Annotated in this window: 28 protein-coding genes and 1 pseudogene; 17 read left to right on the top strand and 12 right to left on the bottom strand. The window is 72.8% G+C overall.

The features are described 5' to 3' along the window. Window positions 1–12: 12 nt before the first annotated feature. Genes HCC30_RS05700 through HCC30_RS05675 form a run of 6 tightly spaced genes read left to right on the top strand, consistent with a single transcriptional unit; the run spans window position 13 to window position 6,157 of the window. Window positions 13–1,584, top strand: coding sequence for an ABC transporter ATP-binding protein (locus tag HCC30_RS05700; RefSeq protein ID WP_346776523.1), 1,572 nt, complete (start codon window positions 13–15; stop codon window positions 1,582–1,584). Continuing rightward, on the top strand, window positions 1,581–2,690 hold the full coding sequence (locus HCC30_RS05695; protein ID WP_169440993.1) for an ABC transporter permease: 1,110 nt from the start codon (window positions 1,581–1,583) through the stop codon (window positions 2,688–2,690). The genes HCC30_RS05700 and HCC30_RS05695 overlap by 4 nt, the downstream gene beginning before the upstream one ends. Further along, window positions 2,687–3,952: an ABC transporter permease gene (locus HCC30_RS05690; RefSeq protein ID WP_169440991.1), complete on the top strand. Its 1,266-nt coding sequence runs from the start codon at window positions 2,687–2,689 to the stop codon at window positions 3,950–3,952. The genes HCC30_RS05695 and HCC30_RS05690 overlap by 4 nt, the downstream gene beginning before the upstream one ends. Next, the gene (locus tag HCC30_RS05685; RefSeq protein ID WP_169440989.1) at window positions 3,949–4,368 is read left to right on the top strand and encodes a cytidine deaminase; all 420 of its coding nucleotides are present in this window, start codon (window positions 3,949–3,951) and stop codon (window positions 4,366–4,368) included. The genes HCC30_RS05690 and HCC30_RS05685 overlap by 4 nt, the downstream gene beginning before the upstream one ends. Window positions 4,369–4,406: 38 nt before the next feature. Continuing rightward, window positions 4,407–5,687, top strand: coding sequence for a thymidine phosphorylase (locus HCC30_RS05680; protein ID WP_169440987.1), 1,281 nt, complete (start codon window positions 4,407–4,409; stop codon window positions 5,685–5,687). Beyond that, window positions 5,684–6,157 (top strand): GNAT family N-acetyltransferase, encoded by a 474-nt coding sequence (locus HCC30_RS05675; RefSeq protein ID WP_169440985.1) that lies wholly within the window; start codon window positions 5,684–5,686, stop codon window positions 6,155–6,157. Before HCC30_RS05680 ends, HCC30_RS05675 begins: the two co-directional genes overlap by 4 nt. A gap of 217 nt (window positions 6,158–6,374) precedes the next feature. Here HCC30_RS05675 and HCC30_RS05670 read toward each other — a convergent pair whose 3' ends face one another. Next, window positions 6,375–7,019 (bottom strand): LysE family translocator, encoded by a 645-nt coding sequence (locus tag HCC30_RS05670; protein WP_169440983.1) that lies wholly within the window; start codon window positions 7,017–7,019, stop codon window positions 6,375–6,377. Window positions 7,020–7,178: 159 nt separating this feature from the next. On the opposite strand from HCC30_RS05670, the gene HCC30_RS05665 reads away from it, so the two are divergent. Continuing rightward, entirely contained in the window at window positions 7,179–7,697 is a 519-nt protein-coding gene (locus HCC30_RS05665; protein ID WP_169440981.1) for a VanZ family protein, read from the top strand. Here the strand turns inward: HCC30_RS05665 and HCC30_RS05660 are convergent. Further along, window positions 7,694–8,483, bottom strand: a pseudogene (locus HCC30_RS05660) (GntR family transcriptional regulator). The gene HCC30_RS05665 and the pseudogene HCC30_RS05660 overlap by 4 nt on opposite strands. A gap of 110 nt (window positions 8,484–8,593) precedes the next feature. On the opposite strand from HCC30_RS05660, the gene HCC30_RS05655 reads away from it, so the two are divergent. Both HCC30_RS05655 and HCC30_RS05650 read left to right on the top strand, forming a co-directional pair. Further along, window positions 8,594–9,001 carry an NUDIX hydrolase gene (locus HCC30_RS05655; protein WP_169441416.1) on the top strand — a complete coding sequence of 136 codons (408 nt, stop codon included), beginning with the start codon at window positions 8,594–8,596 and terminating at the stop codon, window positions 8,999–9,001. A 45-nt stretch (window positions 9,002–9,046) separates the two neighbouring features. After that, window positions 9,047–9,502, top strand: a complete 456-nt coding sequence (locus tag HCC30_RS05650) for an ATP-binding protein (protein ID WP_169440979.1) — start codon at window positions 9,047–9,049, stop codon at window positions 9,500–9,502. Between the two features lie 200 nt (window positions 9,503–9,702). Here HCC30_RS05650 and HCC30_RS05645 read toward each other — a convergent pair whose 3' ends face one another. Together HCC30_RS05645 and HCC30_RS05640 are read right to left on the bottom strand one after the other, a co-directional pair. Continuing rightward, entirely contained in the window at window positions 9,703–10,293 is a 591-nt protein-coding gene (locus HCC30_RS05645) for a DUF2165 domain-containing protein (RefSeq protein WP_169440977.1), read from the bottom strand. Window positions 10,294–10,463: 170 nt separating this feature from the next. Further along, the gene (locus tag HCC30_RS05640) at window positions 10,464–11,813 is read right to left on the bottom strand and encodes an MFS transporter (protein ID WP_169440975.1); all 1,350 of its coding nucleotides are present in this window, start codon (window positions 11,811–11,813) and stop codon (window positions 10,464–10,466) included. A 92-nt stretch (window positions 11,814–11,905) separates the two neighbouring features. On the opposite strand from HCC30_RS05640, the gene HCC30_RS05635 reads away from it, so the two are divergent. Both HCC30_RS05635 and HCC30_RS05630 read left to right on the top strand, forming a co-directional pair. Continuing rightward, window positions 11,906–12,847 (top strand): LysR family transcriptional regulator, encoded by a 942-nt coding sequence (locus HCC30_RS05635; protein ID WP_169440973.1) that lies wholly within the window; start codon window positions 11,906–11,908, stop codon window positions 12,845–12,847. 103 nt (window positions 12,848–12,950) lie between these two features. Beyond that, window positions 12,951–13,862 (top strand): class I SAM-dependent methyltransferase, encoded by a 912-nt coding sequence (locus HCC30_RS05630; RefSeq protein ID WP_169440971.1) that lies wholly within the window; start codon window positions 12,951–12,953, stop codon window positions 13,860–13,862. Window positions 13,863–14,140: 278 nt separating this feature from the next. Here HCC30_RS05630 and HCC30_RS05625 read toward each other — a convergent pair whose 3' ends face one another. After that, on the bottom strand, window positions 14,141–14,896 hold the full coding sequence (locus HCC30_RS05625) for an alpha/beta hydrolase (protein WP_169440969.1): 756 nt from the start codon (window positions 14,894–14,896) through the stop codon (window positions 14,141–14,143). A 148-nt stretch (window positions 14,897–15,044) separates the two neighbouring features. On the opposite strand from HCC30_RS05625, the gene HCC30_RS05620 reads away from it, so the two are divergent. Both HCC30_RS05620 and HCC30_RS05615 read left to right on the top strand, forming a co-directional pair. Then, window positions 15,045–16,211 carry an adenosine deaminase gene (locus HCC30_RS05620; protein ID WP_169440967.1) on the top strand — a complete coding sequence of 389 codons (1,167 nt, stop codon included), beginning with the start codon at window positions 15,045–15,047 and terminating at the stop codon, window positions 16,209–16,211. Between the two features lie 160 nt (window positions 16,212–16,371). After that, entirely contained in the window at window positions 16,372–16,683 is a 312-nt protein-coding gene (locus HCC30_RS05615) for an ATP-binding protein (protein ID WP_169440965.1), read from the top strand. A 90-nt stretch (window positions 16,684–16,773) separates the two neighbouring features. Here the strand turns inward: HCC30_RS05615 and HCC30_RS05610 are convergent, their stop codons facing one another. The 5 genes from HCC30_RS05610 to HCC30_RS05590 form a co-directional block, all read right to left on the bottom strand. Then, complete coding sequence (locus HCC30_RS05610; RefSeq protein WP_169440963.1) at window positions 16,774–16,974, bottom strand: PspC domain-containing protein; 201 nt, start codon at window positions 16,972–16,974, stop codon at window positions 16,774–16,776. Window positions 16,975–17,070: 96 nt separating this feature from the next. Then, a complete protein-coding gene (locus HCC30_RS05605) occupies window positions 17,071–17,619 on the bottom strand; it encodes a VanZ family protein (protein ID WP_169440961.1) in 549 nt (182 codons plus the stop codon). A gap of 56 nt (window positions 17,620–17,675) precedes the next feature. Then, window positions 17,676–18,335 carry a hypothetical protein gene (locus tag HCC30_RS05600; protein WP_169440959.1) on the bottom strand — a complete coding sequence of 220 codons (660 nt, stop codon included), beginning with the start codon at window positions 18,333–18,335 and terminating at the stop codon, window positions 17,676–17,678. Further along, window positions 18,332–20,098: a HAMP domain-containing sensor histidine kinase gene (locus HCC30_RS05595; protein WP_206323450.1), complete on the bottom strand. Its 1,767-nt coding sequence runs from the start codon at window positions 20,096–20,098 to the stop codon at window positions 18,332–18,334. The genes HCC30_RS05600 and HCC30_RS05595 overlap by 4 nt, the downstream gene beginning before the upstream one ends. Further along, window positions 19,996–20,673 (bottom strand): response regulator transcription factor, encoded by a 678-nt coding sequence (locus tag HCC30_RS05590; protein WP_169440955.1) that lies wholly within the window; start codon window positions 20,671–20,673, stop codon window positions 19,996–19,998. The genes HCC30_RS05595 and HCC30_RS05590 overlap by 103 nt, the downstream gene beginning before the upstream one ends. 348 nt (window positions 20,674–21,021) lie before the next feature. Between HCC30_RS05590 and HCC30_RS05585 the strand changes: the two genes are divergently transcribed. Both HCC30_RS05585 and HCC30_RS05580 read left to right on the top strand, forming a co-directional pair. Continuing rightward, complete coding sequence (locus HCC30_RS05585) at window positions 21,022–21,804, top strand: SigE family RNA polymerase sigma factor (RefSeq protein ID WP_169440953.1); 783 nt, start codon at window positions 21,022–21,024, stop codon at window positions 21,802–21,804. Window positions 21,805–22,116: 312 nt separating this feature from the next. Beyond that, window positions 22,117–22,602: a YfbM family protein gene (locus tag HCC30_RS05580; RefSeq protein WP_169440950.1), complete on the top strand. Its 486-nt coding sequence runs from the start codon at window positions 22,117–22,119 to the stop codon at window positions 22,600–22,602. Here the strand turns inward: HCC30_RS05580 and HCC30_RS05575 are convergent. Together HCC30_RS05575 and HCC30_RS05570 are read right to left on the bottom strand one after the other, a co-directional pair. Continuing rightward, window positions 22,599–23,249, bottom strand: a complete 651-nt coding sequence (locus HCC30_RS05575; protein WP_169441415.1) for an ATP-binding protein — start codon at window positions 23,247–23,249, stop codon at window positions 22,599–22,601. The genes HCC30_RS05580 and HCC30_RS05575 overlap by 4 nt on opposite strands. Before the next feature lie 127 nt (window positions 23,250–23,376). Next, window positions 23,377–24,690, bottom strand: coding sequence for a pyridoxal phosphate-dependent aminotransferase (locus tag HCC30_RS05570; protein WP_169440948.1), 1,314 nt, complete (start codon window positions 24,688–24,690; stop codon window positions 23,377–23,379). A gap of 89 nt (window positions 24,691–24,779) precedes the next feature. On the opposite strand from HCC30_RS05570, the gene HCC30_RS05565 reads away from it, so the two are divergent. Both HCC30_RS05565 and HCC30_RS05560 read left to right on the top strand, forming a co-directional pair. Then, window positions 24,780–25,427, top strand: a complete 648-nt coding sequence (locus HCC30_RS05565; RefSeq protein ID WP_169440946.1) for a helix-turn-helix domain-containing protein — start codon at window positions 24,780–24,782, stop codon at window positions 25,425–25,427. Window positions 25,428–25,549: 122 nt separating this feature from the next. Further along, a complete protein-coding gene (locus HCC30_RS05560) occupies window positions 25,550–26,008 on the top strand; it encodes a hypothetical protein (RefSeq protein WP_169440944.1) in 459 nt (152 codons plus the stop codon). Window position 26,009 lies beyond the last annotated feature (1 nt).

Here is a 26,009-nt window from a genome sequence, read left to right as displayed (position 1 = left end):
GGAGCGTGCGCCATCACCAGCCCGAACCCCTCACCAGCGCCACCGCCCGACGCCCCGTCCCGGGCCCCGGCCGTCGAACTGCGCGGGATCACCAAGCGGTTCCCCGGCGTCGTCGCCAACCACGACATCGACCTGACCGTGCGCGGCGGCACCGTGCACGCGCTCGTCGGGGAGAACGGCGCGGGCAAGTCCACCCTGATGAAGATCCTCTACGGGATGCAGAAGCCCGACGAGGGCACCGTCACCGTCGACGGCGAGCGGGTGTCCTTCGGCAGCCCCGGGGACGCGATCGCGCACGGCGTCGGCATGGTGCACCAGCACTTCATGCTCGCCGACAACCTGACCGTCCTGGAGAACACCGTCCTCGGCGCCGAGCACCGGCACGGCATCGGCACCCGCGCCCGCGCCCGCATCCGGGAACTCTCGGACGCGTACGGGCTCGGCATCCGCGCCGACGCGCTCGTCGAGGACCTCGGCGTCGCCGACCGGCAGCGCGTGGAGATCCTCAAGGTGCTCTACCGGGGCGCGCGCACGCTGATCCTCGACGAGCCGACGGCCGTGCTCGTCCCGCAGGAGGTCGAGGCGCTCTTCGACAACCTGCGGGAGCTCAAGTCCGAGGGTCTGACCGTGCTGTTCATCTCGCACAAGCTCGGCGAGGTGCTGGACGTGGCCGACGACATCACCGTCATCCGCCGGGGCACCACCGTCGCCTCGCTCCGGCCCGGCGAGACCAGCCCGCGGCAGCTCGCCGAGCTGATGGTCGGCGCCGAACTGCCCTCGCCGCAGACGCGGGAGTCCACCGTCACGGACGTGCCGATGCTCACCGTGGACGGGCTGCGGCTGACCCGTACCGACAGCGACGGCGACCGACGCGCGGTGCTCGACGGCATCGGCTTCACCATCCACCGGGGCGAGGTGCTGGGCGTCGCCGGGGTGGAGGGCAACGGGCAGGCGGAGCTCGTCGAGACCGTGATGGGCATGCGCGAGGCGGACGCCGGCACCGTCACCCTGGACGGCGAGGACCTCACCCACCGGCCCACCCGCGCCCGCCGCGAACGCGGCATCGGCTACGTGCCCGAGGACCGGCACCGGCACGGGCTGCTGCTGGACGGCACCCTGTGGGAGAACCGCATGCTGGGCCACGTCACCGAACCGCCCAACAGCAAGGGGCAGTTGCTCGACCTGGCCGGGGCCCGCGCCGACACCGCGCGGATCGTGGACGCGTACGACGTGCGCACCCCGGGGATCGAGGTCACGGCGGCTTCGCTGTCCGGCGGCAACCAGCAGAAGCTGATCGTCGGCCGGGAGATGAGCCACCGGCCGAAGCTGTTGATCGCCGCGCATCCCACCCGGGGCGTGGACGTCGGCGCCCAGGCGCAGGTCTGGGACCAGATCAAGGCGGCCCGCGCCGAGGGCCTCGCCGTGCTGCTGATCTCCGCCGACCTGGACGAACTCATCGGCCTCTCCGACACCTTGCGCGTGATGTACCGGGGCCGGCTCGTCGCCGACGCCGACCCGGCCACCGTCACCCCCGAGGAGCTGGGCTCCGCCATGACGGGCGCGGCGGGGGGCGGTGCGCGGTGAAGCTGCCCGACCGGGAGAAGATCGTGCTGGCGCTGGCCGCGCCGCTGCTGGCGATCGTCGCCGCGCTCGCGATCACCAGCGTCGTCATCGGCGCCACCGGCAAGGACCCCTTCCACGCCTTCTGGGTGATGGCCGACTTCGGCTCCAAGAGCGACAGCCAGGTGTGGATCATCAACCAGGCCACGCCGTACTACCTGTCCGCCGTCGCCGTGGCCATCGGCTTCCGGATGAACCTGTTCAACATCGGCGTCGACGGCCAGTACCGGGTGGCCGCCTTCGCCGCCGCCGTCGTCGGCGGGGCGCTGACGCTGCCGGGATTCGTGCAGATCCCGCTGATCATCCTGGTCGCGATGCTGGTGGGCGCCGTCTGGGCGGGCATCGCGGGGCTGCTGCGGACGACGCGCGGGGTCAGCGAGGTCATCACGACGATCATGCTGAACTCCATTGCCGCCTCGCTCATCGGCTACTTCCTCCAGGAGGGACGCCTCGCCGAGCGGGAGGGCAACCTCTTCCACACCCCCGATCTGCCGTCCTCCAGCCGCTTCTTCACCTTCCCCACCGACCCGGACCCGGTGTGGGGCTCGGTGCTCATCGCGCTCGCCGTCGGCCTCGCCTACTGGTTCGTCCTCGGCCGCACCCGCTTCGGCTTCGACCTGCGCACGGTGGGACGCTCCGAGTCCGCCGCCTCGGCGGGCGGCGTCGGCGTGAAGCGGATGGTGGTCACCTCGATGGTGCTCTCCGGCGCCGTCGCCGGACTGGTCGGACTGCCGACGCTGCTGAACAAGTCCTTCAACTACGGCACCGACTTCCCCGCCGGGATCGGCTTCACCGGCATCGCCATCGCCCTCCTCGGCCGCAACCACCCGGTCGGCATGCTGCTGGGCGCCCTGCTGTGGGGCTTCCTCGAACGCACCGGCACCCAGCTGGAGTTCGAGGAGTACGCGCAGGAGATCGTCGGCGTGATGCAGGGCGTCATCGTCCTCTGCGTCGTCATCGCCTACGAGGTCGTACGCCGCTACGGCCTCCGCAGACAGCAGCGCCGGGTGGGCGAGGAACTCGCCTCGCAGGCCCGGGGGAACGACGAGACGGCGGAGGTGGGGGCATGAGCACGGCCGTCAGGAACGGGATCGCGCGCGTGAAGAGCAGGCGCCTCAGCTACCCGGTGGTGCTGCTGATCATCGCGGGCGCGCTGGTCGCGTTCTCGCTGCTGCGCATCGTCACCGGCGCCAACCAACTGACCGCCAGCGGCCAGTACGCCAGCGCCCTCGCCGCCGCCGTGCCCATCGGGCTCGCCGGGCTCGGCGGGCTGTGGGCCGAACGCGCGGGCATCATCAACATCGGCCTCGAAGGCATGATGATGCTCGGCACCTTCGCCGCCGGCTGGGTCGGCTGGCAGCACGGGCCCTGGGCGGCGGCCCTCGCCGGCGTCGTCGGCGGCGCGCTCGGCGGGCTGCTGCACGCCGTCGCCACCGTCACCTTCGGCGTCGACCACATCGTCTCCGGCGTCGCGCTGAACATCCTCGCGCTCGGCGTCGTCCGCTACCTGGCCAAGCTGTGGTTCGGCGCCGAGGGCAGCGCCGCCGCGGCGGCGGGCGGCAACGACAAACAGTCCCCGCCGATGGCCGACATGCCGACGTTCACCGTCCCCGGCGTCGCCGACGCGCTCCGGTCCGTCGAGGCGCACCACTGGTTCCTCGTCTCCGACCTGGCCGGCATCCTCGGCGCGCTGGTCAGCAACGTCTCCTGGCTGACGCTGCTCGCCGCCGGGCTGTTCGTGGGCAGCTTCTTCGCGCTGTGGCGCTCCTCGTTCGGGCTGCGGCTGCGCTCCTGCGGCGAGAACCCGGCGGCCGCCGAGAGCCTCGGCGTCAACGTGTACCGGTACAAGTACGCGGCCGTCGTCGTCTCCGGGGCGCTCGCCGGGCTCGGCGGCGCCTTCCTCGCCATCGGCGTGCACATCTACCAGGACCAGCAGACCGGCGGCCGCGGCTACATCGGCCTCGCCACCATGATCTTCGGCAACTGGCGGCCCGGCGGAGTCGCCATGGGCGCGGGCCTGTTCGGCTTCATGGACGCGCTCCAGCTGCGCGCGGGCGGGCCCACCGTGCACGCGCTGCTGCTGCTCGCCTCGGTGCTGCTGGCCGGGTTCGCGCTGTGGCGGCTGCGTGGCGGCGGCCGCGTCCCCGCGCTCGTCGGTATGGTCGTCGCGGCCGGGCTGCTCGCGTGGTTCCTGACCACCGAGACGGTGCCGCTGGAGTTCGTCGAGATGAGCCCGTACGTCACCACGCTGCTGGTGCTCTCGCTCGCGGCCCAGCGATTGCGCCCGCCCAAGGCCGTCGGCAAGCCGTATCTGAGAGGCCAGGGCACATGAGCGCACCCCGTCCGCCGGACGGTCCTTCCGACGTCGGCTGGGAGGCGCTGCGGCAGCGGGCCAGGGACGCCATGTCCCGTGCCTACGCGCCCTATTCGCGCTTCCCCGTCGGCGCCGCCGCACTCGTCGACGACGGCCGCACCGTCACCGGCTGCAACGTCGAGAACGCCGCGTACGGGGTCACGCTCTGCGCCGAGTGCGGCCTGGTCTCCGCGCTCGTCGCCGGTGGCGGTGGCCGGCTCACCGCGTTCACCTGCGCCGACCGGCACGGCGACGTCCTCATGCCGTGCGGACGCTGCCGCCAGCTGCTGTGGGAGCACGGCGGCGCCGCCCTCCTGATGGACACGGCGCACGGCATCCGCACCCTCGCCGACCTGCTCCCCGACGCCTTCGGCCCCTCCGACCTCGACCGCTGACGGCCGCCCCCTTCGAGCACTTCGAGGAGTTCCCGTACATGGACGCCATCTCCGTCATCCGCACCAAGCGCGACGGCGGCACGCTCACCGACGCGCAGATCGACTGGGTCATCGAGTCCTACACGCGCGGCGACACCGTCGCCGACGAACAGATGTCCGCGCTGGCCATGGCCATCCTGCTGAACGGCATGTCCCGGGCGGAGACGGCCCGTTGGACCCGCGCGATGATCGCCTCCGGCACCCGGATGGACTTCTCCACCCTCCGCCGCCCCACCGTCGACAAGCACTCCACCGGCGGCGTCGGCGACAAGATCACGCTGCCGCTCGCACCGCTCGTCGCGGCCTGCGGCGCCGCCGTGCCCCAGCTGTCCGGGCGCGGGCTCGGCCACACCGGCGGCACCCTCGACAAGCTGGAGTCCGTCCCCGGCTGGCGCGCCTCGCTCGGCACCCCCGGGATGCTGCGCGTCCTCGACGAGGTCGGCGCCGTCATCTGCGCCGCGGGGGAGGGGCTCGCGCCCGCCGACAAGAAGCTGTACGCGCTGCGCGACGTCACCGGAACCGTCGAGTCGCTCCCGCTGATCGCCTCCTCCGTGATGAGCAAGAAGATCGCGGAGGGCACGGGCGCGCTCGTCCTCGACGTCAAGGCGGGCTCCGGCGCGTTCATGAAGACTCCCGCGCAGGCCCGTGAACTCGCCACCGCCATGGTCGAGTTGGGCACCGACCACGGTGTGCGCACCTCGGCCCTCATCACCGACATGTCCACCCCGCTCGGCCGCACCGCGGGCAACGCCCTCGAAGTGCGCGAGTCCGTCGAGGTCCTGGCGGGCGGCGGCCCCGAGGACGTCGTCGAGCTCACCCTCGCCCTGGCCCGCGAGATGCTCGACGCGGCGGGGCTGACGGACGCCGACCCCGCCAAGGCGCTCGCCGACGGCACCGCCATGGACCACTGGCGCCGCATGATCGAGGCCCAGGGCGGCGACCCCGCGGCGCCGCTCCCCGTCGCCCGCGAACAGCACGTCGTCCCCGCCCCCGCCAGCGGCACCCTCACCCGGCTCGACGCGTACGCCGTCGGCCTCGCCGCCTGGCGCCTCGGCGCGGGCCGCGCCCGCAAGGAGGACCCCGTCCAGGCCGGCGCCGGCATCGAACTCCACGCCAAACCCGGCGACCGCGTCACCGCGGGCGCCCCCCTCCTCACCCTCCACACCGACACCCCCGACCGCTTCACCTCCGCCCAGTCGGCCCTGGACGACGCGATCACCATCGGGGCCGGGGACGGGGGCGCGAGCGCGTCCATCGTCCTGGACCGGGTGCGGGCATGACACCAACTCGCCCTGGTGCGCCCGTTGTTGAGCGCGCTGGGGCGGGGGACGCCGACGCGCTCACGGCCCTCGTCCACGCCTCCCGCGCGTACGAGGGCCGCTACGCCTCGATCATCGCGGGCTACCGGGTGACCCCCGCGTACCTCACCCACGAGCAGGTGTGGAAGGCGGTGGAGCCCTCCTCGGGCCGTCTGTTCGGTTTCTGCTCCCTGCTGCTCGGCGCCGAACCCCCGGAACTCGACCTGGCCTTCGTCGCCGACGAGGCCCAGGGCCGCGGCATCGGCCGCCTCCTCCTCGACCACGTACGCGGCGTGGCCCGCGCCGCCGGCCACCCCGCGATCCGCATCGTCTCCCACCCGCCGGCGGAGGCGTTCTACCTCCGCGTCGGGGCGGAACGGGTGGGGACGGTCCCTGCGTCGCCGCCGCACATCCCTTGGGGGCGGCCGGAGTTGATGCTGGGGGCGGGGTGACGCGCGGACCCCGCGTGCTCGACCTGCACGCCGGCGCCTCCGGTCGGGGCGTCCGCGCCGCCGCCCCCGGCCGGCCGCGCCAGCCTGCCCGCCGGGCCGTCCGCCGGGGACGGGCGGCGGGGTGCAGTGCTGCGGGCTCCGGGTCGGGTGGAGGCGGGGTGCAGTGCCGCAGGCCCCGGGACGGGCGGCGGCGGGGCGCAGCGACGCGGGCCCCGGGTCAGGCGGAGGCCGGAGTCCGGGACAGTGCCGTGCGCAGGGCGAAGGCGCCGAGCAGGCCGCCTGCCGTGAACCGTTGGGCGGCCATCAGGCGGGGGCGGGCGGCGAGGAAGCCCGAGACCCGGGCCGCGCCCAGCATGATCAGGCCGTTCACGGCGACGCCCACGACGATCTGCACACCGCCGAGCTGGAGCAACTGCGCCCAGGCGGGGCCGCCCTGCGGGTCCAGGAACTGGGGCAGCAGCGCGGCGTACATCAGCGCGATCTTGGGGTTGAGCAGGTTCGTCAGCAGCCCCGTGGCGAACAGCCGGGCGTCGGAGACCGGGGGCAGGTCCCGGTCCGGCGCGAAGGGCGAGCGGCCGCCGGGCCTGAGCATGCCCCAGGCGAGGTAGGCCAGATACGCGGCCCCGGCCAGCTTGACCACCGTGAACGCCACCGGCACCGCGGCGAACAGCGCGGACAGCCCCGCGGCGGCGGCCAGCAGATAGCAGACGAACCCGACGGCGGTACCCCCGAGACTCACCAGCCCCGCCCTCCGCCCCTGCGCGATCGCCCGCGAGACGAGATGCACCATGTTCGGCCCCGGAGTCAGCACCATGCCCAACTCGATCAGAGCCACCCCGCCCACAGCGGCCAGAGTGATCACCGGTCAACCTCCTGTTCCCTGAAGACAGGCGTGTTGCGCACGGCACTGTGACGCATCGGAGCCATGAGACTACGCTCCTCCCCAACGGGCAGCACACAAAGGCCAGTTGACCCCGTCGGCACCCGGGACTCCTGCGCACCGCAGGCATAGATTGCCCGCATGCCCACCCCGACGCACAGCGCCGTCATGGCGGCCCTCACCCTGCTCCTCACCGTGGCAGCGGTACTCGCCCACCGCCCCCTGGCCCGCCGCACGGGCCGGTCACCGCGCACCACGCTCGCCCTCACCCTGGCGCTCGCGCTCTGCCTCGGCCTCACCCTCCCCGACCAGCTCGCCCCCGGCGTCACCGACCGCCTCACGGCCTGCCTGACCGGCAACTCCCACCGCACCCTCACCGGCGGCCCGGCCCACAACGCCGTCAACATCCTCCTCTGGCTCCCCGTCGGACTCCTGGGCACACTGACCACCCGCCGCCCCCTCATGGTCGCCCTCACGGGCTCGGCCCTGTGGGCCCTGGTCGAACTCCTCCAAACCCTCGACCCCACCCGCTCCTGCCAGCCCCTCGACTGGGCCAACAACACGGCGGGGGTGGGGGTGGGGGTGGTGGTGGGGTGGGTGGTGTGCCGGGGGCGTCCGGGGGCCCGTGCAGCTGCGATCACGTCCCCGAACGACCCCTAATCTGCGGGGAGTTGGTACGTCAGCACGTAGGCGTCCGCCGCCATGATCGTGTCGCAGACCTCCACGGCCCGCCCCTCGGTGTCGTACGCGGTGCGGATGAGCTGGATGACGGGGACGCCGGAGGAGAGGCGGAGCGTCTTGACCTCATCAGGTGCGGGCATCCGCGCGCGGATCTCCTCGTCGAAGTGGTCCAGGTGGTGGCCGAGTTCTTCGAGTCGGGCGTAGATGCCGCCGGGGCCGGGGTTGGGCTCGGCGATCTGGGTGTCCCGCGCGATGTCGTGCGGGAGGTACGAGACGGCGAACTCGACGGGCCGGCCGTCGAGGCAGGTACCGGCGACGACGAGCGAGGACCTTACGGGCAGAGCCAAGCCGCCCGGAGACCTCCGGCGAGGGGCGTTCCTCGCGCACGACCAGGCTGTCCACCTCGGGCTTGCTCCCCGCGGCTTCCGCTTCCACTGTGAAGGCGGCCTTGCCCTGCTCGCGGTGACGGCGGGCGAAACGGTCGGACGCCAGGCGGCGTACCGGCGGGCGGGTGCGGACGAAGACGCCCTTGCCGTGCTCGTGCAGCGTCAGCCCCTCGCTCTGGAGGATGGCGAGCGCGTTCCTTACCGTCATCCGGGTCTTGCCGAAGTGCTCGACGAGTTCCGACTCGGACGGCAACTTGGCGCCTTCCGCGAAGTGTCCCTTGTCGATCGCCTCCCTGATCCGGTCCGCGATCTGGCGGAACGCGGCACGGTCGCTGGTCGGGTCCAGTGAGCCGAGCGTGCCGGAGGGGATGCCCGCCATATGTACTCCTTTAGATGTCTAGACGAGATGGTGCGGTTCGTTGCTACGGTGTTGAGCCTAGCCAGCCGAGGGGACCGAGGAACGTGAGTACTGCAGAGCGCCCCCATTCCGTGAGCGTCGCCGGAGTCATCGTTGACGAGTGCGGCCGCGCCCTGCTGATCCAGCGCCGGGACAACGGCCGGTGGGAGCCGCCGGGCGGCGTCCTCGAAGCCGGGGAGACGGTCCCCGAGGCCCTGCAACGCGAGGTGCTCGAAGAGACCGGCCTGAAGATCGCCCTCCCGGCCACGCTGACCGGCGTCTACAAGAACATGACGGGTCTGATCGTCTCGCTGGTCTTCCGCTGCGAAGCGACGGATGGTGTCCCGACCACGGGTGACGAGACATACGCCCTGCGCTGGGCAACTCGCGACGAGATCTCCCAACTGGCCGACGAGGCGTACGCGGTCCGCGTCCTGGACGCCCTCGACGCCCCGTCCCCACCTGCCGTCCGCGCTCACGACGGCGTACGGCTCATCTAGCTCACATTTCCTACCCGTAGCTGTCACCAGCACAAAGGAACTCGTATGGACGAGTATATGAGTAGGGCCAGGGTCTGGGAGTTCACCTGTCCGGGACGCAGCGAGGAGGTCAGCCGAGTCCGCCGCTGGACGCGCGACATCCTCACGGGTAGCCCGCAGGCGGACGACGCCGCGCTGATCGTCACCGAGCTCGCCACGAACGCCTTGCTGCACAGCTCCAGCGGCCGGTGCGCCTTCCACGTCACGGTCACCCGCTCACCCCGCACGCTCGCCATCTCGGTCACGGACGCGGGCGGCAAGCCCGGCGCTCCTCGCGTGGAAGCACCGGACGAGACCGAGCCGCACGGTCGCGGCCTCGGCCTCGTCTCCGCCCTCGCCGACCGACTCCGTATCCGAGGCGACGAGAAGAGCGGCCACACCGTGACCGCTGAACTCCAAGTCGTCGCACCGGACTTGTCGCTGTCCGGGGCGAACCCGGCCACGGAGATCCCGGCATGCTGACGGCAGCCACCCCACGGCGCACACCGCTCCGATGCAAGGCAACCGCCTTCATCACCTCGGGCCCGCGCTACAACCTCGGCACCTACACGGCCCCAACCCCACGCCTCGCCCTGCGCTGGCTCCGCTCTCGCGCGCGGGACATCGCCGATCAGCAACACATGCGTGCGGACCACGAACCGGTCAAGAGGGACTCTTCCCCGTCACACTTCGCCCTCCCCGGCCTGGTTCCGGTGCGTGCTCCCCTCGTCCCGCACCGACACCTGCACCACCCCCCACCCCACCCCCGCCACCAGAAAGTTGCGCAGGGCCGAGTCGAGGCCGTTCCAGTCCTCGGACTGCCACATGGCGAACCACTCGCCGCCGAGGGTGAGGAAGCCGCCGCCGAAGAGGAGCATCACGGCGAGGAGGCCCAGGCTGCTGAGGCGGTGGGCGCGGGGGAGGGCCTCGCGGGCGCGGGGGCCGGGGCGGAGGGCGCGTACCCAGGTGAGGCAGGCGAGGGTGAGGAGGATGGCGGTCAGGGCTTCCCAGGCGATGATCAGCAGGTAGGCGGCGTCCTGGAGGGGGCGGGAGGCCACCGCGCGCCACATCAGGTCCGGGTCCTTGAAGGTGGTGTCCATCGACAGGACGTGCCGGACGAACTCCCGGTTGGTACCGAAGTCCGTGACGTTCCCGAACACGATGAGCACCATGTGCACCGCGACCATCCCCGTGAGCAGACCCGCGGCCAACCGGGACGGCACGACCCGTCCCCGGGCGCCCTCCTCCCGTCGGGACCAGAACGTGACGGTCATCGCCAACTCCCTTTCGTGGCCGGTGCGGTGCGGCGTACCCGCCGAGGATGACCGATATCCGTCCCTGGGGGAGACGGGTGCGGTGGCGGACGACTTCGGCCGCGTCTGACCGCCAACACCCGAAGCCCCCGGAGCCGAGCAGGCGCCGGGGGCTTCGAAGCGGGCGTGTGTCAGGCCGCCACCGCCCGCCGCTGCACCACGGCCCGGCGGGTCGCGTACAGGGTGACGCCTGCGGCGAGGGTCATGGCGGTGAGGGTGAGGGCGACCGTGGCGGACCAGCCCGCGGAGGCGAAGGCGGCCGCGCCGAGGGCGCCGCCGACGGAGCTGCCCAGGTAGTACGCCATCTGGTAGAGCGCGGACGCCTGGGCCTTGCCCTCGGTCGCGGTCTGGCTGACGGAGCCGGAGGCGACGGAGTGGCCCGCGAAGAAGCCCGCCGTGATGAGGACGAGGCCGAGGACGACGGCGGCCATGTTGTCGGCGAGGCTCAGCAGCAGTCCGGCGGAGGCGGTGCCGATGCCGAGGTAGAGCGTGCCGCGCCGGCCGAGCCAGCTGTTGAGGCGTCCCGCGGTGGCGGAGGCGGCGGTGCCGACGAGGTAGATCACGAAGATCGAGCCGACGAGGCCCTGGGAGAGGCCGAAGGGCTCGGCGACGAGGCGGTAGCCGATGGTGGTGTAGACGGCGCCGAAGACGGTCATGAACAGTCCGCCGATGACGTACAGCCGGACCAGCAGCGGGTTGCGCAGGTGCCGGCCGACGGTGCGGGCGACGGCGCGCGGGTTGAGCGGCGCGGGCGTGAAGTTGCGGGCCCGCGGTACGAGCAGCTGGTAGGCGACGAGCGCCAGCAGCGACGTCAGCGCGACGGCGGCGAGCCCGGCCCGCCAGCCCCATGCCTGCGTGACCCAGCCGGTGAGGATGCGGCCGCTCATGCCGCCGACGCTGTTGCCCGCGACGAAGAGCCCGATGGCGCCGACGAGGTGCCGGGAGCGGACCTCGTCCGAGAGGAAGGCCATGGCGGAGGCGGGGACGCCCGCGATCGCCGCGCCCTGGGCCGTGCGCAGCGCGATCAGCGCGCCGAGGCTCGGGGCGAACGGGATGACGAGGGCGAGCGCGACGGCCACCGTCATGGAGACGGTGAGCATGCGGCGCCTGCCGAAGCGTTCGGAGAGCGCGGCGAGCGGGAGCACGGCGACGGCGAGGCCGATGGTGGCGCCGGAGACCGTCCAGCTCGCCTGGTCCGGGGTGGCCCCCAGGGAGTGGGATATCTCGGGGAGGAGTGCCTGGGTGGAGTAGAGCAGCGCGAAGGTGGCGAGTCCTGCGGCGAAGAGCGCGAGCCGCATCCGCGAGTGCCCGGGGTCGCCGGGGCTGAGCTTGGTGGCCTCGGGGTCGGCGGGGCGTCCGGAGGCGGAGTCCGCGGAGGCGGCCGTCGTGGGGCTCGCGGGCTTCGCGGAGGGAGTGGAGGAGGGGGCCGGGTCAAAGGCGGCGTCCACCGTGGTGGACGCCTTGGTATCAACAGCAGGCATGTCAAGGAACGTACGGCCCCGGACCTCATGCGTCCAATGCACGAAACTGCGATAATCGATCCATCCATGCATCACCGCAGATGAGACGGGTCATGTCACGGTCAGGCAACGAAGAAGACATCTTGGTCACATCCAGCTGGGCCGCCTCGCTCGCCCCGCGGCTCGCGCAGTTCACGGCCGTCGCGCGGTACGAGCACGTGACGCGCGCCGCACACGAACTCGGCGTCCCGCAGTCCACGTTGAGCCGCGCGATGACCCGGCTGGAGTCGGATCTCGGCGTCGCGCTCTTCGCCCGGCACGGCCGCACGCTCTCCCTCACCCCCGCCGGACGCACCTTCCTCGCCTCCGCCGAGCGCGCCCTGGCCTCCGTCGAGCAGGCCGCCGAGTCGGTGCGGTCCGACGCCGACCCCGCGACGGGCAAGGTCGCCTTCGGCTTCCTGCACACCCTCGGCTGGGAGACCGTCCCCGGCCTGCTGCGCACCTTCCGCGCCGAGCATCCGCGGGTGCGGTTCGCGCTGGTGCAGAACTACGGCGAGGCGATGCTCGACCGGCTGCGCGCCGGGGAGCTCGACCTGTGCCTGACCTCGCCCGTACCCGAAGCGCCCGACCTCGTCGCGCGGCGGCTGGACGAGCAGCGGCTGAGCCTGGTCGTGCCGGACGACCACCGGCTCGCCTCGCGCAAGCGCATCCGGCTGGCGGAGGCGGCCGACGAGTCCTTCGTGACGCTGGAGCGCGGCTACGGCATGCGCCGCATCCTGGACGCGCTGTGCGCGCAGGCCGGGTTCACCCCGCGGATCGCTTTCGAGGGGGAGGAGGCGGAGACGATCCGCGGGCTGGTGGCCGCCGGTCTCGGGGTCGCCCTGCTGCCGCCGCCCGCGCTGCCGCGGCCCGGCGTACGGGAGTTGACGGTGACGGCGCCGCGGGCGGTGCGCGAGATCGGGCTGGCCTGGCAGGCGGGGCATCCGGACACCCCGCCGGTGGCGGCGTTCAAACAGTTCCTGCTGAGCCGGCGCGGCCAGCTCCTCTCGGGGTGAGCCGTGGCGCGGGGCGCATGACGGCCTCCCGCGCGCGGCACGTATGCCGGTGACGCACCGTAGGTACGAGTGACGGCCCGCCGGGCCGCGGAGCAGAGGGGTCATGCCGACGAACCCGCACCACCACCAGGGACACCACGCGCACCACAGCCACGACGACATCGACTGGGCCGAGATGGCGGCGCACCTCGAACGCGAGGCCGAACTGCGGCTGCCCTTCCTGGAGGAGGCCGCCGCCTGGGTCCGCGGCCTGCTGCTGGAGGGCGGCTGGGGCGCCGAGACCGTCGGCCGCGTACTGGACGTCGGCAGCGGTCCCGGCGTGGCGACGGCGGTGCTCGCGCACGCGTTCCCCACCGCCGAGACCGTCGCCGTCGACAGCACGCCCGGGCTGCTGGAGCGGGTGACCGTCCGCGCCGAACGGGAGGGCGTGCACGGCCGGGTGTCGACGCTGCACGCCGAACTCCCGGACGACTTCGGCGAGCTCGGCGCGGCCGACGTGATCTGGACGAGCCACGTCGTCCACCACATCGGCGACCAGCAGGCCGCGCTGGACGCCTTCGCCGCCTCGCTCACGCCCGGCGGGATGCTCGCCGTCGTCGAACGCGGCCTCGGCTCCCGCTGTCTGCCCCGCGACATCGGCCTCGGCCGGCCCGGGCTCCAGGTGCGGATGGAGGCGGCCTGGGAGGACTGGTTCACGCGGATGCGCGCGGAACTGCCCGGCGCCGTCGACACCGTCGAGGACTGGCCCGGCATGCTGATCCGCGCCGGACTGGAGCACTCCGGCACCCGCACCTTCCTGATCCAGGAACAGGCCCCGCTCAGCGAGGAGGACCGGGCCCACCTGCACGGTTACTTCGCCCGCGGCCGCGACATGCTCGCCGACGACCTCCCCGCCGAGGACCTCACCACCCTCGACACCCTCCTCGACGAGAACTCCCCCGACAGCATCCTCCACCGCCCCGACGCCTTCTACCTCGCCGCCAGCACCGTGCACACGGGACGACGGGCGGGGTAGGGGCGGAGCCCCGACCAGGGGGCGCGGGGAACTGCGCGAGCAACCCGCCACACACCGGCACCCCGCGACGTACGGAACGGGCACCCCGCGCCGGGGCGGGCGCTGCGCTTGCCAGCCCTGCGCCTACGCGCCGACCTCCCAAGCGGGGCGAGCGCGAAAAGGGGCGCGGGGAACTGCGGGAGCAACCCGCCACACACCGGCACCCCGCGACGCACGGAACGGGGCACCCCGAGCCCCGGCGGGTCCGCACCCCGCGACGCACGGAACGGGCCCGGAAGCTACCGCAACGACTTCCCGAACCCCGAAGCGAGCGGCATCCGGAGGCCCAGTGGCGGCGGGGCCGCCATCGCGTCGGCGACGGGGCGGGCGTAGTCGCGGCCGCAGAGGGAGCCGAGGACGAAGTCCTGGGCGAGGGCGCCGACTTCGGACTGGTGGCCGCGGAGCCCGTGGCCGTCGGTGTGGACCTCGAAGCGGCACACGTCCGGCGTGATCCGCTTGGCGCGTTCGGCCAGTTCGTAGCTGAGCTCGGGGTCGGTGCGCGCGTCGTCGGTGCCGTGCACGAGGAGGACGTGGCGTCCGGCGAGCTGTTCGACGGGCTCCTCGCCCGGCTTGTCCGGCAGCCAGGGGCCGAGCGCGACGACGGATTCCACCAGGTGGTGCCCGGCGGCACGGAGGGCCGCGCGGGCGCCGACGTCGACCCCGGCCAGGCAGACGGGCACGTCGCCGTAGCGCCGGACGACCTCGTCCAGCGCCCACTCGGCGTCCCCGGCGGGATGGGCGGCCTCGTCGTTCCAGCCACGGCAGCGGTAGTGGACGACGTGTGCCGCCAACTGCTCGTCCCGCGCGGCCCGTACGAGCCGGCGCGCCAGCGGCAGCACCGCGGCGGCGGGGACGGGGGAGGGGCGGCGGACGCTGCGGGCGACGCCTCCTCCGGGGAGCAGCAGGACGACGGCGTCGGGGGTGTGGCCGTCGGCGGTACCCATCGGCCGCCCGATCCGGGCCTGCCGCCGCTGTGGCAAAGCGTGTTGAGCCATGGGCAGAACGATGGCAGAAGCGGGGGTGTCCATACAGTGCCGGGGCGTCACCGGTTCTGCGGGGGCGTCCCGGAACCCGGTTGGGAGTGGCTGAAAAGCGTCAGTCCGGGGCGATGTGTTCTACGCGCGTAGCAGCTACAGTGCCGAAATGATGAGCCAGCCCATCCACACCGTTCCGGCGGAGCAGATCCGCCGCGCCCCCAAGGTGCTGCTGCACGACCACCTCGACGGCGGCCTCCGCCCCGGCACCATCGTCGACCTGGCCCGCGAGACGGGCTACACCGCGCTCCCCGAGACGGACGCCGACCGCCTGGACCGCTGGTTCAAGGAGGCCGCCAACTCCGGTTCCCTGGAGCGGTACTTGGAGACCTTCGCGCACACCGTCGGCGTGATGCAGACCCGCGAGGCCCTGTTCCGCGTCGCCGCCGAGTGCGCCGAGGACCTCGCGGCCGACGGCGTCGTCTACGCCGAGGTGCGCTACGCGCCCGAGCAGCACCTGGAGGGCGGCCTCGAACTGGAGGACGTCGTCGAGGCCGTCAGCGCGGGCTTCCGCGAGGGCGAGCGCCGCGCCCGCGAGGACGGCAACCGCATCCGCGTCGGCGCCCTGCTCACCGCGATGCGGCACGCGGCCCGCGCCCTGGAGATCGCCGAACTCGCCAACCGGCACCGCGACTCGGGCGTCGTCGGCTTCGACATCGCGGGCGCCGAGGCGGGCCACCCGCCGACCCGGCACCTGGACGCGTTCGAGTACCTCAAGCGCGAGAACAACCACTTCACCATCCACGCCGGTGAAGCCTTCGGGCTGCCCTCCATCTGGCAGGCCCTCCAATGGTGCGGCGCGGACCGGCTCGGGCACGGCGTCCGCATCATCGACGACATCGACGTCGCCGACGACGGCTCGGTGACGCTGGGGCGGCTCGCCAACTACGTGCGGGACAAGCGGATTCCGCTGGAGCTGTGCCCCAGCTCGAACCTCCAGACCGGCGCCGCCGCCTCGTACGAGGAGCACCCCATCGGGCTGCTGCGGAGGCTGCACTTCCGCGCCACGGTGAACACCGACAACCGGCTCATGAGCGGCACCACGATGAGCGGCGAATTCGAGCACCTGGTCCGGACGTTCGACTACACGCTCGACGACATGCAGTGGTTCACGGTCAATGCGATGAAGTCCGCGTTCATTCCTTTCGATGAACGTCTCGCCATGATCAACGAGGTGATCAAGCCCGGCTACGCCGAGCTCAAGGCCGAGTGGCTCTTCCGGGCCTCACCGCCCGACACCGCTGTGACCAGCGCATACCGCAACGGCAACGGCTGATCCTGGCACGCGGGGCCGCGCTCGCGGACGGCGCGGAGCGGCGGCGAAACGCCGCGCCGCGCCGACTCCCGGCCAAAGCCGGATGTTTGCGGCACGTCGGAATCCATGGCTACGTTCATCGGCGCTGCTCAAAAGCCCCCACATGAGGACGTAGTCACTGATGAAGCAGGTAACGAAGAAGACGCTCGGCGTCGCCGCCCTCTCCGCCGCATTCGCCGCCGCCGGCGGCGGGGTCGCCTCCGCCAACACCGCCCAGACGCTCGACGGCGCCACCAGCACCGCCGCCGGTGCCGTGGAGAGCGTCCCCGCGGAGAGCCTCGCCGCGAACCTGCCGGAGGGCACCGCCGAGACCCTCGGCGAGAGCCAGGACGTCGTGCGCCCCGCGGGCAAGATGCTCACGTCCGTCGCGGAGGAGGCGCTGTCCAAGGGCGCCAACCAGGGCGGTCTGCTGGGTGGCCTCCCCGTCGGCTGACGGACCCCCGCGCACGACAGTGGCGGGCCGCACCCCTCGCCGGGTGCGGCCCGCCACTGTCGTGCGTGAGCCCGTCGTCGCGCGCGGTGGTCACCAGGCCGTGCGCGCGCCCTCGTCGGGGAGCAGGATCCACAGCGCGAGGTACAGCAGGAACTGCGGCCCCGGCAGCAGGCAGGAGACCACGAACAGCATCCGCACGGTGTTCGGCTTCATGCCGAAGCGGCGGGCGATTCCCGCGCACACACCGCCGATCATCCGGTTGTCGCGGGGACGGACGAGTGGTGCGGCCATGGTGCGGCTCCTTCGCTCTTGACTCACGGGCGGGCGGTACGTCGCGGCCCCTCCGTGATTCCACGGTAGGTCCGCGCGGGCGCCCCGGCGTCGTCCTCAGGGAGCGATCCCGACCCTGGCCCTTCTCGGGGTCGCCCCCGAGCCCGCGGGCGGCTGCCCGGGCAGCCGCAGCGCGGCCGGGTGGCGGCGGCGCAGCACCGCGCGCACCGGCGGGAAGAGGAACAGGCAGCTCAGCGCGACGCCGGTGGCGTTCAGCAGCACCTTGTCGATGTTGACGACGTGCCCCGGCACCCCGGACTGCGCGAGCGCCAGCACCAGCGAGAGCATCGCCCCGGCCATGACGGTGCGCAGCCAGGTGCCCGTCAGGGAGCGGTGCAGCCGTCCCGTCGCCAGCGGCAGCAGGACGCCGAGCGGGGCGAGCAGCAGCAGCGCGTCGCCGAGCTGTGCGAACGCCTCGCGCGGGCCGTGCTCCAGCTCGGCGCTGATGGTGGCGAGCGGTTCGAGGTTCGCCGGGGCGACCCACGGTACGGACAGCGGACGCAGGGTCAGCCAGCCGACGATCGCCAGATGCGCGCTCAGCAGGAGGAGCCCGGTGAGACGGATGCGGGGAGTGGCGGATTCGCCGCCACGGCCATGGCGCTGCACTCCCCCTGGGACGCCGCCACCGGCGGCCGCGGTTCCGCCGGGGAACGGAGCGGCCCTCACACCGGCGTCCCGGCGGTCTTCGCGGCGTCCCCGTCGGTGCGCAGCTCGGTGTCGCAGGTGTAGCGGGCCGGGGCGGCGTCCGCGTCGTGCGCCTCGCCCGGTCCGGCGAGGACGACGGTGCGTTCGCTGCCGCCGAGCGGGCTGTCCGCGAAGGTGCACACCAGCTGCGCCAGCGCGAACGCGGGCAGCTCGCGCGGCGGGGCGCTCAGCCGCAGCGTCCGCTCCGGGTCGCCGGCGCGTGGCTTGGCGATCCGCAGGTCGCGCGGCACGTCCGTGGTGAAGCCGGCGGACTCCTCGCCGCTGTCCGGCGCGGCCTGGAGCGCGGTGAGCAACGTCCGTGCCGCGTCGGCCCGTTCGGCGGGCGAGCCGCCCTCCGGCAGGTCGACGTGGCGGTCGACGGCGGAGACGCGGCCGCTGCACACCAGGTAGACGTGCGCGCGCTCGGTGCCGGCGTTGGACGCGTCCTCGGCGCCGCCCTCCGGCAGCACGCAGGCCACCCGGGACGGCGCGGCGCCGGCGTCGACGGGCACCGAGGTGGCGCGCACGCCGCAGCCCGCCGTGAGCACGGCGAGCACCGCGCAGAGCGCCGCACCCGCGCGCGCCCGCGGGGCGGTACGGGTGCGCGGCGTCGCGTGATGTTCGGGCCGGGGGGTCATGCTTCGTCGTTCCTCCGGTCCGTGCTCCCGTGCTTCCGGCCGTCGTCGGCCGCGTCCCCGCGCTCCCCCTCGTACCCGTCGTCCTCCTCGTCCTCGTCGCGGGAGCGGGCGCCGACGTCGCGGGGGAGGCGCAGGGTGAAGACGGCGCCGCCCTCGGGGGCGTTGCGGGCCGAGATCGCGCCGCCGTGGATGTGCGCGTTCTCCTGCGCGATGGACAGCCCGAGCCCGCTGCCCTCCGAACGCGGCCTGGACGCGCTGGCCTTGTAGAACCGGTCGAAGACGTGCGGCAGCACCTGCTCGGGGATGCCGGGCCCGCGGTCGGCGACCTCGATGACGAGCTCGTCGCCCGCCGCGTCCCCCTCCGCGCCGCTCTCCGTACGCACCGAGACCCGCACCGGGGAGCCGCCGTGCTTGAGCGCGTTCCCGATCAGGTTGGCGAGGATGACGTCCAGGCGGCGCGGGTCCAGGCGGGCCGTCGTGCCGCGGTCGGCGTCGAGTTCGACGGCGTCCAGCCAGGCCCGCGCGTCCACGCAGGCCGTGACCTGGTCGGCGACGTCGACGTCGTCGAGCACCAGCTTCGCGGTGCCCGCGTCGAACCTGGTGACCTCCATCAGGTTCTCGACCAGGTCGTTCAGCCGCCGGGTCTCGCTGACGACGAGCTGGACCGCGGGGGCGATCATCGGGTCGAGGTTGTCCTGCTCCTCCTCCAGCACCTCGGTGACCGCCGAGATCGCCGTCATCGGCGTGCGCAGCTCGTGCGACATGTCGGCGACGAAGCGGCGCGAGGACTCCTCGCGCGCGCTCAGCTCCGCGACCCGCTGCTCCAGCGAGGCCGCCGCCTGGTTGAACGTCCGGGACAGCTCGGCCAGTTCGTCGGTGCCCGTCACCTTCAGCCGGGTGTCGAGCTTCCCCTCGCCGAGCCGCCGCGCCGCGTCGCCGAGGCGTCCGACGGGACGCAGCACCGTCGTCGCGGCGGCCTGCGCCAGCAGCATGGCGCCGATCAGCGCCAGCCCCGTGGCGATGCCCAGCGACCAGGCCAGCGAGTTGAGGTCGTCCTGCTCGGGCGCGAGGGACTTGAGCATGTACCCGGAGGGCGTGGGCTCCTCGCTCTCCTCGCCGATCAGCTTCGCGCCGCCGACGAGGTACGGCTCGTTGCCGCCGTTCCGGGTGATCCGCTGCCAGTACAGGTGGTACGGGAAGTCGTTGCCCTCGCCGACGGCCCGGCGCTTGACGACCGCGCGGGTCAGCTGCGGCGGCACGTCACCGGTGCCGAAGGAGTCCGGGTCGGAGGAGACGGTGCACTTCCTGCCGTCGTCCCCCTCGCCGATCAGCACCACCTCGTACTCCTGGGTGGTGTGCGCCATCTTCGCCGCGGTCTCGCGCAGCTGGCCGCAGGTGTAACCGCGGGGCAGGCTGCCGACGTTGTCCTCCATGGACTTGCGGAAGTCGTTCAGCGCCGCGTTCTGCGCGCGGGTCAGCGCGGCGTCGCGGTTCAGCCAGTAGGCGATGCCCGAGGCGGAGACGGCGGCGGTCAGCGCCACCAGCGCGAAGACGACGACGAGCCGCAGCCGCAGCGTCGGCAGCACCCCGGCCAGCCGCTCGCGCCAGCGCCCGGGAGCGGAGGTGCCCGGGCGGGGGCAGGCGGACGGGGGAGCCTCCGTCACTGCGGGGCGTCCAGCCGGTAACCGACCCCGCGCACCGTCCTGATCAGCTTCGGCGACGACGGGACGTCCTCGACCTTCGCGCGCAGCCGCTGCACGCAGGCGTCGACGAGCCGCGAGTCGCCCAGGTAGTCGTGCTCCCAGACCAGGCGCAGCAGCTGCTGCCGGGAGAGCGCCTGGCCCGGTCTGCGGCTCAGCTCCAGCAGCAACCGCAGCTCGGTCGGGGTGAGTTGGAGGTCCTCGCCGTCCTTCGTCACGGTCATCGCGGAACGGTCGATGACCAGGCTGCCGTACGTCGCCGAATCGCTCGACTCGCGCTCGCCGCGGCGCATCACCGCGCGGATGCGGGCGTCCAGCACCCGGCCCTGCACCGGCTTCACCACGTAGTCGTCGGCACCGGACTCCAGGCCGACCACGACGTCGATGTCGTCGCTGCGGGCCGTGAGCAGGATGATCGGCAGCTGGTCCGTGCGGCGGATGCGGCGGCAGACCTCGAAGCCGTCGATGCCCGGCAGCATCACGTCCAGCACGATGAGGTCGGGCCGCTGCTCCTTGAGCATGCGGAGGCCGTCCTCGCCGGACGGAGCGGTCACCACGCGGTGGCCCTGACGGGTCAGACCCATCTCCAGGGCGGTACGGACGGCGTCGTCGTCCTCGATCAGCAACAGGAAAGACACGCGCGCCATTCTGGCCCATGGCCCCCGCGGACTTCGACTGCCCGTCCGGGCGCACCCCCGGCCCCGCGCGGGGGACGGGCCCGTGCGCCACGCAGCGTGCGCGGGCGGCGGACAGCGGGTCACGGAGCGCCGTGACGGTGACGCGCCTCTCCCGGATTCCGCTTGTCCTGTCACGGGCCGCGATCACGCTTCTGGCCAGCGATTTCGCCGTCGGGGGTTACGGGTGCGGAGGGTGAAGAGCCGCCCTGTGACACCTCTGTGACAGTCGGGGGACTTGGCGATGAAACTGGCGCGGCAATGTGTACGTCATCGAGCAAGCGACCGGTTGGCTCCAGAAGGGGGCGCGAGATGAACACACTGCACCGCACCACCAACAGCACAGTTCTTCACACGCGCCTGCACACCCCGACGGTTCCCGCCCCGCGCGTTCCGGAGTCCGGCACGTTCGGCGGCGGCCGCGGCTGCCCCCGGGGCACCGCCCGCAAGCACGTGCCGTTCATCACCGCGGTCGACGCGGGCACGGTCGAGAAGCCGGAGACGGAGAGCCCGGCCCAGGAGCCGGTGACGGTCACGGAGTCCGCAGCGCCCGAACCCGCTTCTGAGCTCTCCTCCGAAGCGGAGTTCACCGCCTACGTCCGCGAGCGCCGCGCCTCCCTCTACGCCACCGCCTACCACCTCACCGGTGACCGGTTCGAGGCCGAGGACCTGCTGCAGAGCGCGCTGTTCTCCACGTACCGCGCCTGGGACCGGATCAGCGACAAGGCGGCCGTCGGCGGCTACCTGCGCCGCACCATGACGAACCTGCACATCAGCGCCTGGCGCCGCCGCAAGCTGAACGAGTACCCGACGGAGGAGCTGCCGGAGACGCCCGGCGAGCAGGACGCGATGCGCGGCACCGAGCTGCGCAACGTCCTGTGGCAGGCGCTCGCCCGGCTGCCCGAACTCCAGCGCACGATGCTGGTGCTGCGCTACTACGAGGGCCGCACCGACCCGGAGATCGCCGACATCCTGAACATCAGCGTCGGCACCGTGAAGAGCAGCATCTGGCGCTCGCTGCGCCGCCTGCGGGACGACGACGTGCTCAGCTTCGGCCGCAGCGAGGAGGAGTCCTTCGGCGAGCTCGTCGCCTGACGCGCGGCACCCGCCGGGGAGTTGGACCACGTACGTCCGGGCCCGCCCGGACGTACCGCCCGAAGGCCCGAGGGGCACAGGGGAAACGGGGGAAGCCGGGATCGGGGGATTCCGGCGCAAGGGGAAACGGGGGAACGGGGGAAGAGGAGAGCGGTACCGGCCGGCCGGGGGGTCTGGCCGGTACCGCTCTTCTCGCGTGTGCGGGTCCTCGTGCCTGCGCCGGGCCCGGTTGTCAGACCCGGGTGGAAGACTCAACGGCAGGGTTCGGCCGGGGAGTTGGCCGGGCCGTACGCCAACGGGGAGGGGCCATTCATGAGCGTGACCATTTCGTTCGTCAGCGCGACGCCGGAGGAGCTGGACCGGGCGGAGAAGGAACCGGACTGGGCCGACGAGTACGTCGACGCGTTGTACGACTTCGACGACCCTGAGGCGCCCGGCCGCCCCGACTGCGGCCCCGAGAAGGCGTGGGCCGGTCTCCAGTTCCTGTTCGACGAGGCGGAGGTGGATGTCGACCTCCTGATGGACGGGTTCACGATCCAGGAGGACGGCACCCTCTTCGGCTGGACTCCCGAACAGATCGCGAGCCTGGCACGGGATCTGCGGGCGACCCCGTGGCAGCAGCTGGCGGCTCACTACCACCCGGAGGAGATGACGAAGGAGGACGTCTACCCCAACATGTGGCGCTTCGACCCGGATTCCGAGCTGGAGTGGCTGAAGGACGCCTACGAGGAACTCGTCGCCTTCTGCACGGCGGCGGCCGAGCGCGGCTACGGCGCCTTCATGATGTTCAGCTTCTAGCCGGGGATTCCGCTTCCGGCGCGGAGGCGGGCGATGCGGGCCATCGCCTCGTCCCGCGCGCAGGGGTACGCGCCCAGCGCGCGGTGGCGTTCGACGATGGCGCCCTCGTCCCGCATCAGCCGCCAGCCCCGCCGCAGCAGGAAGGGGAGGGACTTGCGGCTCTCGCGCACGTCGCGGGCCAGCCGTCGCCGGAAGGTGGTGAAGGGGTGGCCGCGCAGGCAGACGGCGTCGGCGAGCAGGCCCAGGCCGCGGCAGCGGGCGGCGATGTCGGCGGCGAAGATCCCCTCGGCGACGAACAGCCGGGCGCCGTCCAGGTCCAGCCGGTCGGCGCCGACGCGGGCACTGACGGAGATGTCGTACACGGGGACGTCCGTGCCGCCCTCGCGGCACAGGGCGGTGACGGCCTCGACGGCGGCGTCCGCGTCCCAGGAGAGCGGGGAGTCCCAGTCGATGTCCTCGCTGCCCGGGACGAGCGGCAGCGTCGGGTCGCCGGCCTCCTTGTAGAAGTCGTCGAGCCGGAGGACGGGCAGCCCGCTGCGCGCGGACAGCCGCGTCTTGCCGGAACCGGAGGGTCCGGTCAGCAGGATCACCCGGGCCGGGCCGCGGGGAGGTTCCGTGCGGCCCGGCGTTCCGGGTGTGCCGGGTATGCCGGGGCCCGTCGAGCCGCCGTCCGGGGCGTCGGCGCTGAAGTCGTCGGTCACGGGCAGTCATTCTCGGCCATGCGGGCCCCGCGGCGCCCCCGGGTTGCCGAACCTGCCCGGGCCCGCCGCCGTGTCACTGGCGGTAGCCCTCCAGGAAGCGGCCGATGCGGCTGATGGCGGCCTCCAGGTCGTCCGCGTACGGGAGGGTGAGGATGCGGAAGTGGTCGGGCGCCGCCCAGTTGAAGCCGGTGCCCTGCACGACCTGGATCTTCTCGCGCAGCAGCAGGTCGAGGACGAACTTCTCGTCGTCGTGGATCCTGTGCACCTTCGGGTCGAGCCGGGGGAAGGCGTACAGCGCGCCCTTCGGCTTGACGCAGGAGACGCCGGGGATCTCGTTGAGCTTCTCCCAGGCGCGGTCGCGCTGTTCGCGCAGCCGGCCGCCGGGCAGGACGAGGTCCTTGATGCTCTGCCGTCCGCCGAGCGCGGCCTGGATGGCGTGCTGCGCGGGCGCGTTGGGGCACAGGCGCATGGAGGCGAGCATCGTCAGCCCCTCCAGGTAGTTCTTCGCCTTGTGCCGGGGCCCGGAGACGACGAGCCAGCCGGAGCGGAAGCCCGCGACCCGGTACGCCTTCGACAGCCCGCTGAAGGTGAGGACGACGAGGTCGGGGGCGAGCGTCGCGGCGGTGTGGTGGACGGCGTCGTCGTAGAGGATCTTGTCGTAGACCTCGTCGGCGAAGACCATCAGGTTGTGCCGGCGCGCGAGGTCCAGGATGCCCTGGAGGATCTCGGGCGGATAGACGGCGCCGGTGGGGTTGTTGGGGTTGATGATCACGACGGCCCTGGTCCGGTCGGTGATCTTCGCGGCCATGTCGTCGAGGTCGGGGTACCAGTCGGCGGACTCGTCGCAGACGTAGTGCACCGCCTTGCCGCCCGCCATCGTCGTCACGGCCGTCCACAGCGGGAAGTCCGGTGCGGGGATGAGGACTTCGTCGCCGTCCTCGACGAGCGCCTGCACGGACATCGAGACGAGCTCCGAGACGCCGTTGCCGAGGAAGACGTCCTCGACGCCGGTGTCCAGGCCGCGTTCCTGGTAGTGCTGCGCGACGGCGCGGCGCGCGGGGAGGATGCCGCGCGACTCGGTGTAGCCGTGCGCCTGGGGCAGCATCCGGATGATGTCCTGAAGTACCTCCTCCGGCGCCTCGAAGCCGAACAGCGCCGGGTTCCCGGTGTTGAGGCGCAGCACGCTGTGCCCCGCCTCCTCCAGCGCGTCGGCGTGCTCGATGACGGGTCCGCGGATCTCGTAGCAGACCTCGCTCAGCTTGTTCGACTGCCGGAATCCGGCCCACTCCGGCGGTGAACTCTCCTCCGCCGCGGCCGCGTTCCGGGTGGCGCCGGCGATCCCCGTGTCGATTCCGGTTCCGGTGTCGGTCGTGGTCTCGGTGCCCATGGGCTGCCTCCCGGTCGCTCCCCGATGATGTGCTTGGTTCTACCAAGCTGGGACTTGGAAAGTCCAACCACATGTCTACACTGAGCGTCATGTCACCACGCCGACCGCGCCGGAGTTACGACCAGTACTGCGCCCTCGCCCGCGGCCTCGACCTGGTCGGGGACCGCTGGACCCTGCTCGTCGTCCGCGAACTGCTCGCCGGTCCCCGCCGGTACACGGACCTGCACGCCGATCTCCCCGGCGTCAGCACGGACATGCTCGCCACCCGGCTGAAGGACATGGAACGCGACGGCCTCGCCGTACGCCGCCGCCTCCCGCCGCCCGGCGTCGCCCACGTCTACGAGCTGACCGAGCGCGGCCGCGAACTCCTGCCCGTACTCGGCGCGTTGAGCACCTGGGGCGCTGCCGAACTGGCCGAACCCCGTCCGACCGACGCCGTCCGCGCCCACTGGGCGGCGCTCCCGCTGCGCACCGTGCTCCGCCGGACCGCCGCGGAGGCCGGCGTCGACGGGACCGTCGACGTACGCCTGGACGAGGGCACCTTCCATCTCCGGCTCGACGGCATCCCGCCCTACGGCGAGGGCCCGTCCCCCGCCCCCGACGCCGTACTCGAACTCGACGCCACCACCGCCGCCCGCCTCACCGACGGCACCCTCACCCTCCCCGAGGCCCGGACCGGGTCCGCCCTCCACGTCCACGGCACCTCGGCGCTGGCGGGGGTGCTGCGGGGGGAGTGACGGCCCCTGCTCGGCTGCGGGTTCGTACGGGGGCCCGTACGGGGGAGTCGGGGGTGGCGGGGCGCGCGGAGGGACTACGCTGAGTCGCCGGTTTGTCACGTAGAGGTCTGGTAGGTGGATTCGTGAGCTCTCGTCCGCGTCACGCACGTCAGAAGGAATTCCCCCGCGTCCTGCGCGCCGCGGCACTGACGGTGACCGCCGCCGGGGCCGTCGTCACCGGAGCGGGAGGCAGCGCCGTGGCCGCCGACGGCGGCGGCCAGCAGGAGTACCGCGAGAAGACCCCCGTCGGCACGCTCGACACGACCGCGCTGCACGAACCGGTCGGCACCACCACCGACTCGCTCGGCACGGCGGCCGACTCCCTCGGCTACAGCGTCTCCGGCGCGCTCGGCCCCGTGAAGGACCTCCAGCTCAACCCGCTGGCCAAGACGGGAGTCGACCCGCTCGACAACGCGCTGGCCACCCAGGTCGCCGACTTCAAGCCGATCAGCACCGCGGCCGTCACAGGACCGCTCGCCGAGGGCGCCTCGCTCGACGAACTCCCGCTCGTCGGCCCCGTCACCGACGCTCTCCCGGGCTGAG

It is taken from the genome of Streptomyces sp. HNM0574 (assembly GCF_012726235.1).
Taxonomy (GTDB): Bacteria; Actinomycetota; Actinomycetes; order Streptomycetales; family Streptomycetaceae; genus Streptomyces.
This window is presented reverse-complemented; position numbering and strand designations above follow the sequence as displayed.

What these genes read in the sequence shown, in the direction of transcription:
- HCC30_RS05645 (WP_169440977.1), bottom strand. Translation starts at nt 10,293, where the DNA reads ATGACCGTCACGTTCTGGTCCCGACGGGAGGAGGGCGCCCGGGGACGG.
- HCC30_RS05600 (WP_169440959.1), bottom strand. Translation starts at nt 18,335, where the DNA reads ATGACCCCCCGGCCCGAACATCACGCGACGCCGCGCACCCGTACCGCC.
- HCC30_RS05665 (WP_169440981.1), top strand. Translation starts at nt 7,179, where the DNA reads ATGCCCACCCCGACGCACAGCGCCGTCATGGCGGCCCTCACCCTGCTC.
- HCC30_RS05580 (WP_169440950.1), top strand. Translation starts at nt 22,117, where the DNA reads ATGAGCGTGACCATTTCGTTCGTCAGCGCGACGCCGGAGGAGCTGGAC.
- HCC30_RS05680 (WP_169440987.1), top strand. Translation starts at nt 4,407, where the DNA reads ATGGACGCCATCTCCGTCATCCGCACCAAGCGCGACGGCGGCACGCTC.
- HCC30_RS05630 (WP_169440971.1), top strand. Translation starts at nt 12,951, where the DNA reads ATGCCGACGAACCCGCACCACCACCAGGGACACCACGCGCACCACAGC.
- HCC30_RS05565 (WP_169440946.1), top strand. Translation starts at nt 24,780, where the DNA reads ATGTCACCACGCCGACCGCGCCGGAGTTACGACCAGTACTGCGCCCTC.
- HCC30_RS05620 (WP_169440967.1), top strand. Translation starts at nt 15,045, where the DNA reads ATGATGAGCCAGCCCATCCACACCGTTCCGGCGGAGCAGATCCGCCGC.
- HCC30_RS05650 (WP_169440979.1), top strand. Translation starts at nt 9,047, where the DNA reads ATGGACGAGTATATGAGTAGGGCCAGGGTCTGGGAGTTCACCTGTCCG.
- HCC30_RS05610 (WP_169440963.1), bottom strand. Translation starts at nt 16,974, where the DNA reads ATGGCCGCACCACTCGTCCGTCCCCGCGACAACCGGATGATCGGCGGT.
- HCC30_RS05690 (WP_169440991.1), top strand. Translation starts at nt 2,687, where the DNA reads ATGAGCACGGCCGTCAGGAACGGGATCGCGCGCGTGAAGAGCAGGCGC.
- HCC30_RS05615 (WP_169440965.1), top strand. Translation starts at nt 16,372, where the DNA reads ATGAAGCAGGTAACGAAGAAGACGCTCGGCGTCGCCGCCCTCTCCGCC.
- HCC30_RS05685 (WP_169440989.1), top strand. Translation starts at nt 3,949, where the DNA reads ATGAGCGCACCCCGTCCGCCGGACGGTCCTTCCGACGTCGGCTGGGAG.
- HCC30_RS05625 (WP_169440969.1), bottom strand. Translation starts at nt 14,896, where the DNA reads ATGGCTCAACACGCTTTGCCACAGCGGCGGCAGGCCCGGATCGGGCGG.
- HCC30_RS05675 (WP_169440985.1), top strand. Translation starts at nt 5,684, where the DNA reads ATGACACCAACTCGCCCTGGTGCGCCCGTTGTTGAGCGCGCTGGGGCG.
- HCC30_RS05635 (WP_169440973.1), top strand. Translation starts at nt 11,906, where the DNA reads ATGTCACGGTCAGGCAACGAAGAAGACATCTTGGTCACATCCAGCTGG.
- HCC30_RS05585 (WP_169440953.1), top strand. Translation starts at nt 21,022, where the DNA reads ATGAACACACTGCACCGCACCACCAACAGCACAGTTCTTCACACGCGC.
- HCC30_RS05640 (WP_169440975.1), bottom strand. Translation starts at nt 11,813, where the DNA reads ATGCCTGCTGTTGATACCAAGGCGTCCACCACGGTGGACGCCGCCTTT.
- HCC30_RS05570 (WP_169440948.1), bottom strand. Translation starts at nt 24,690, where the DNA reads ATGGGCACCGAGACCACGACCGACACCGGAACCGGAATCGACACGGGG.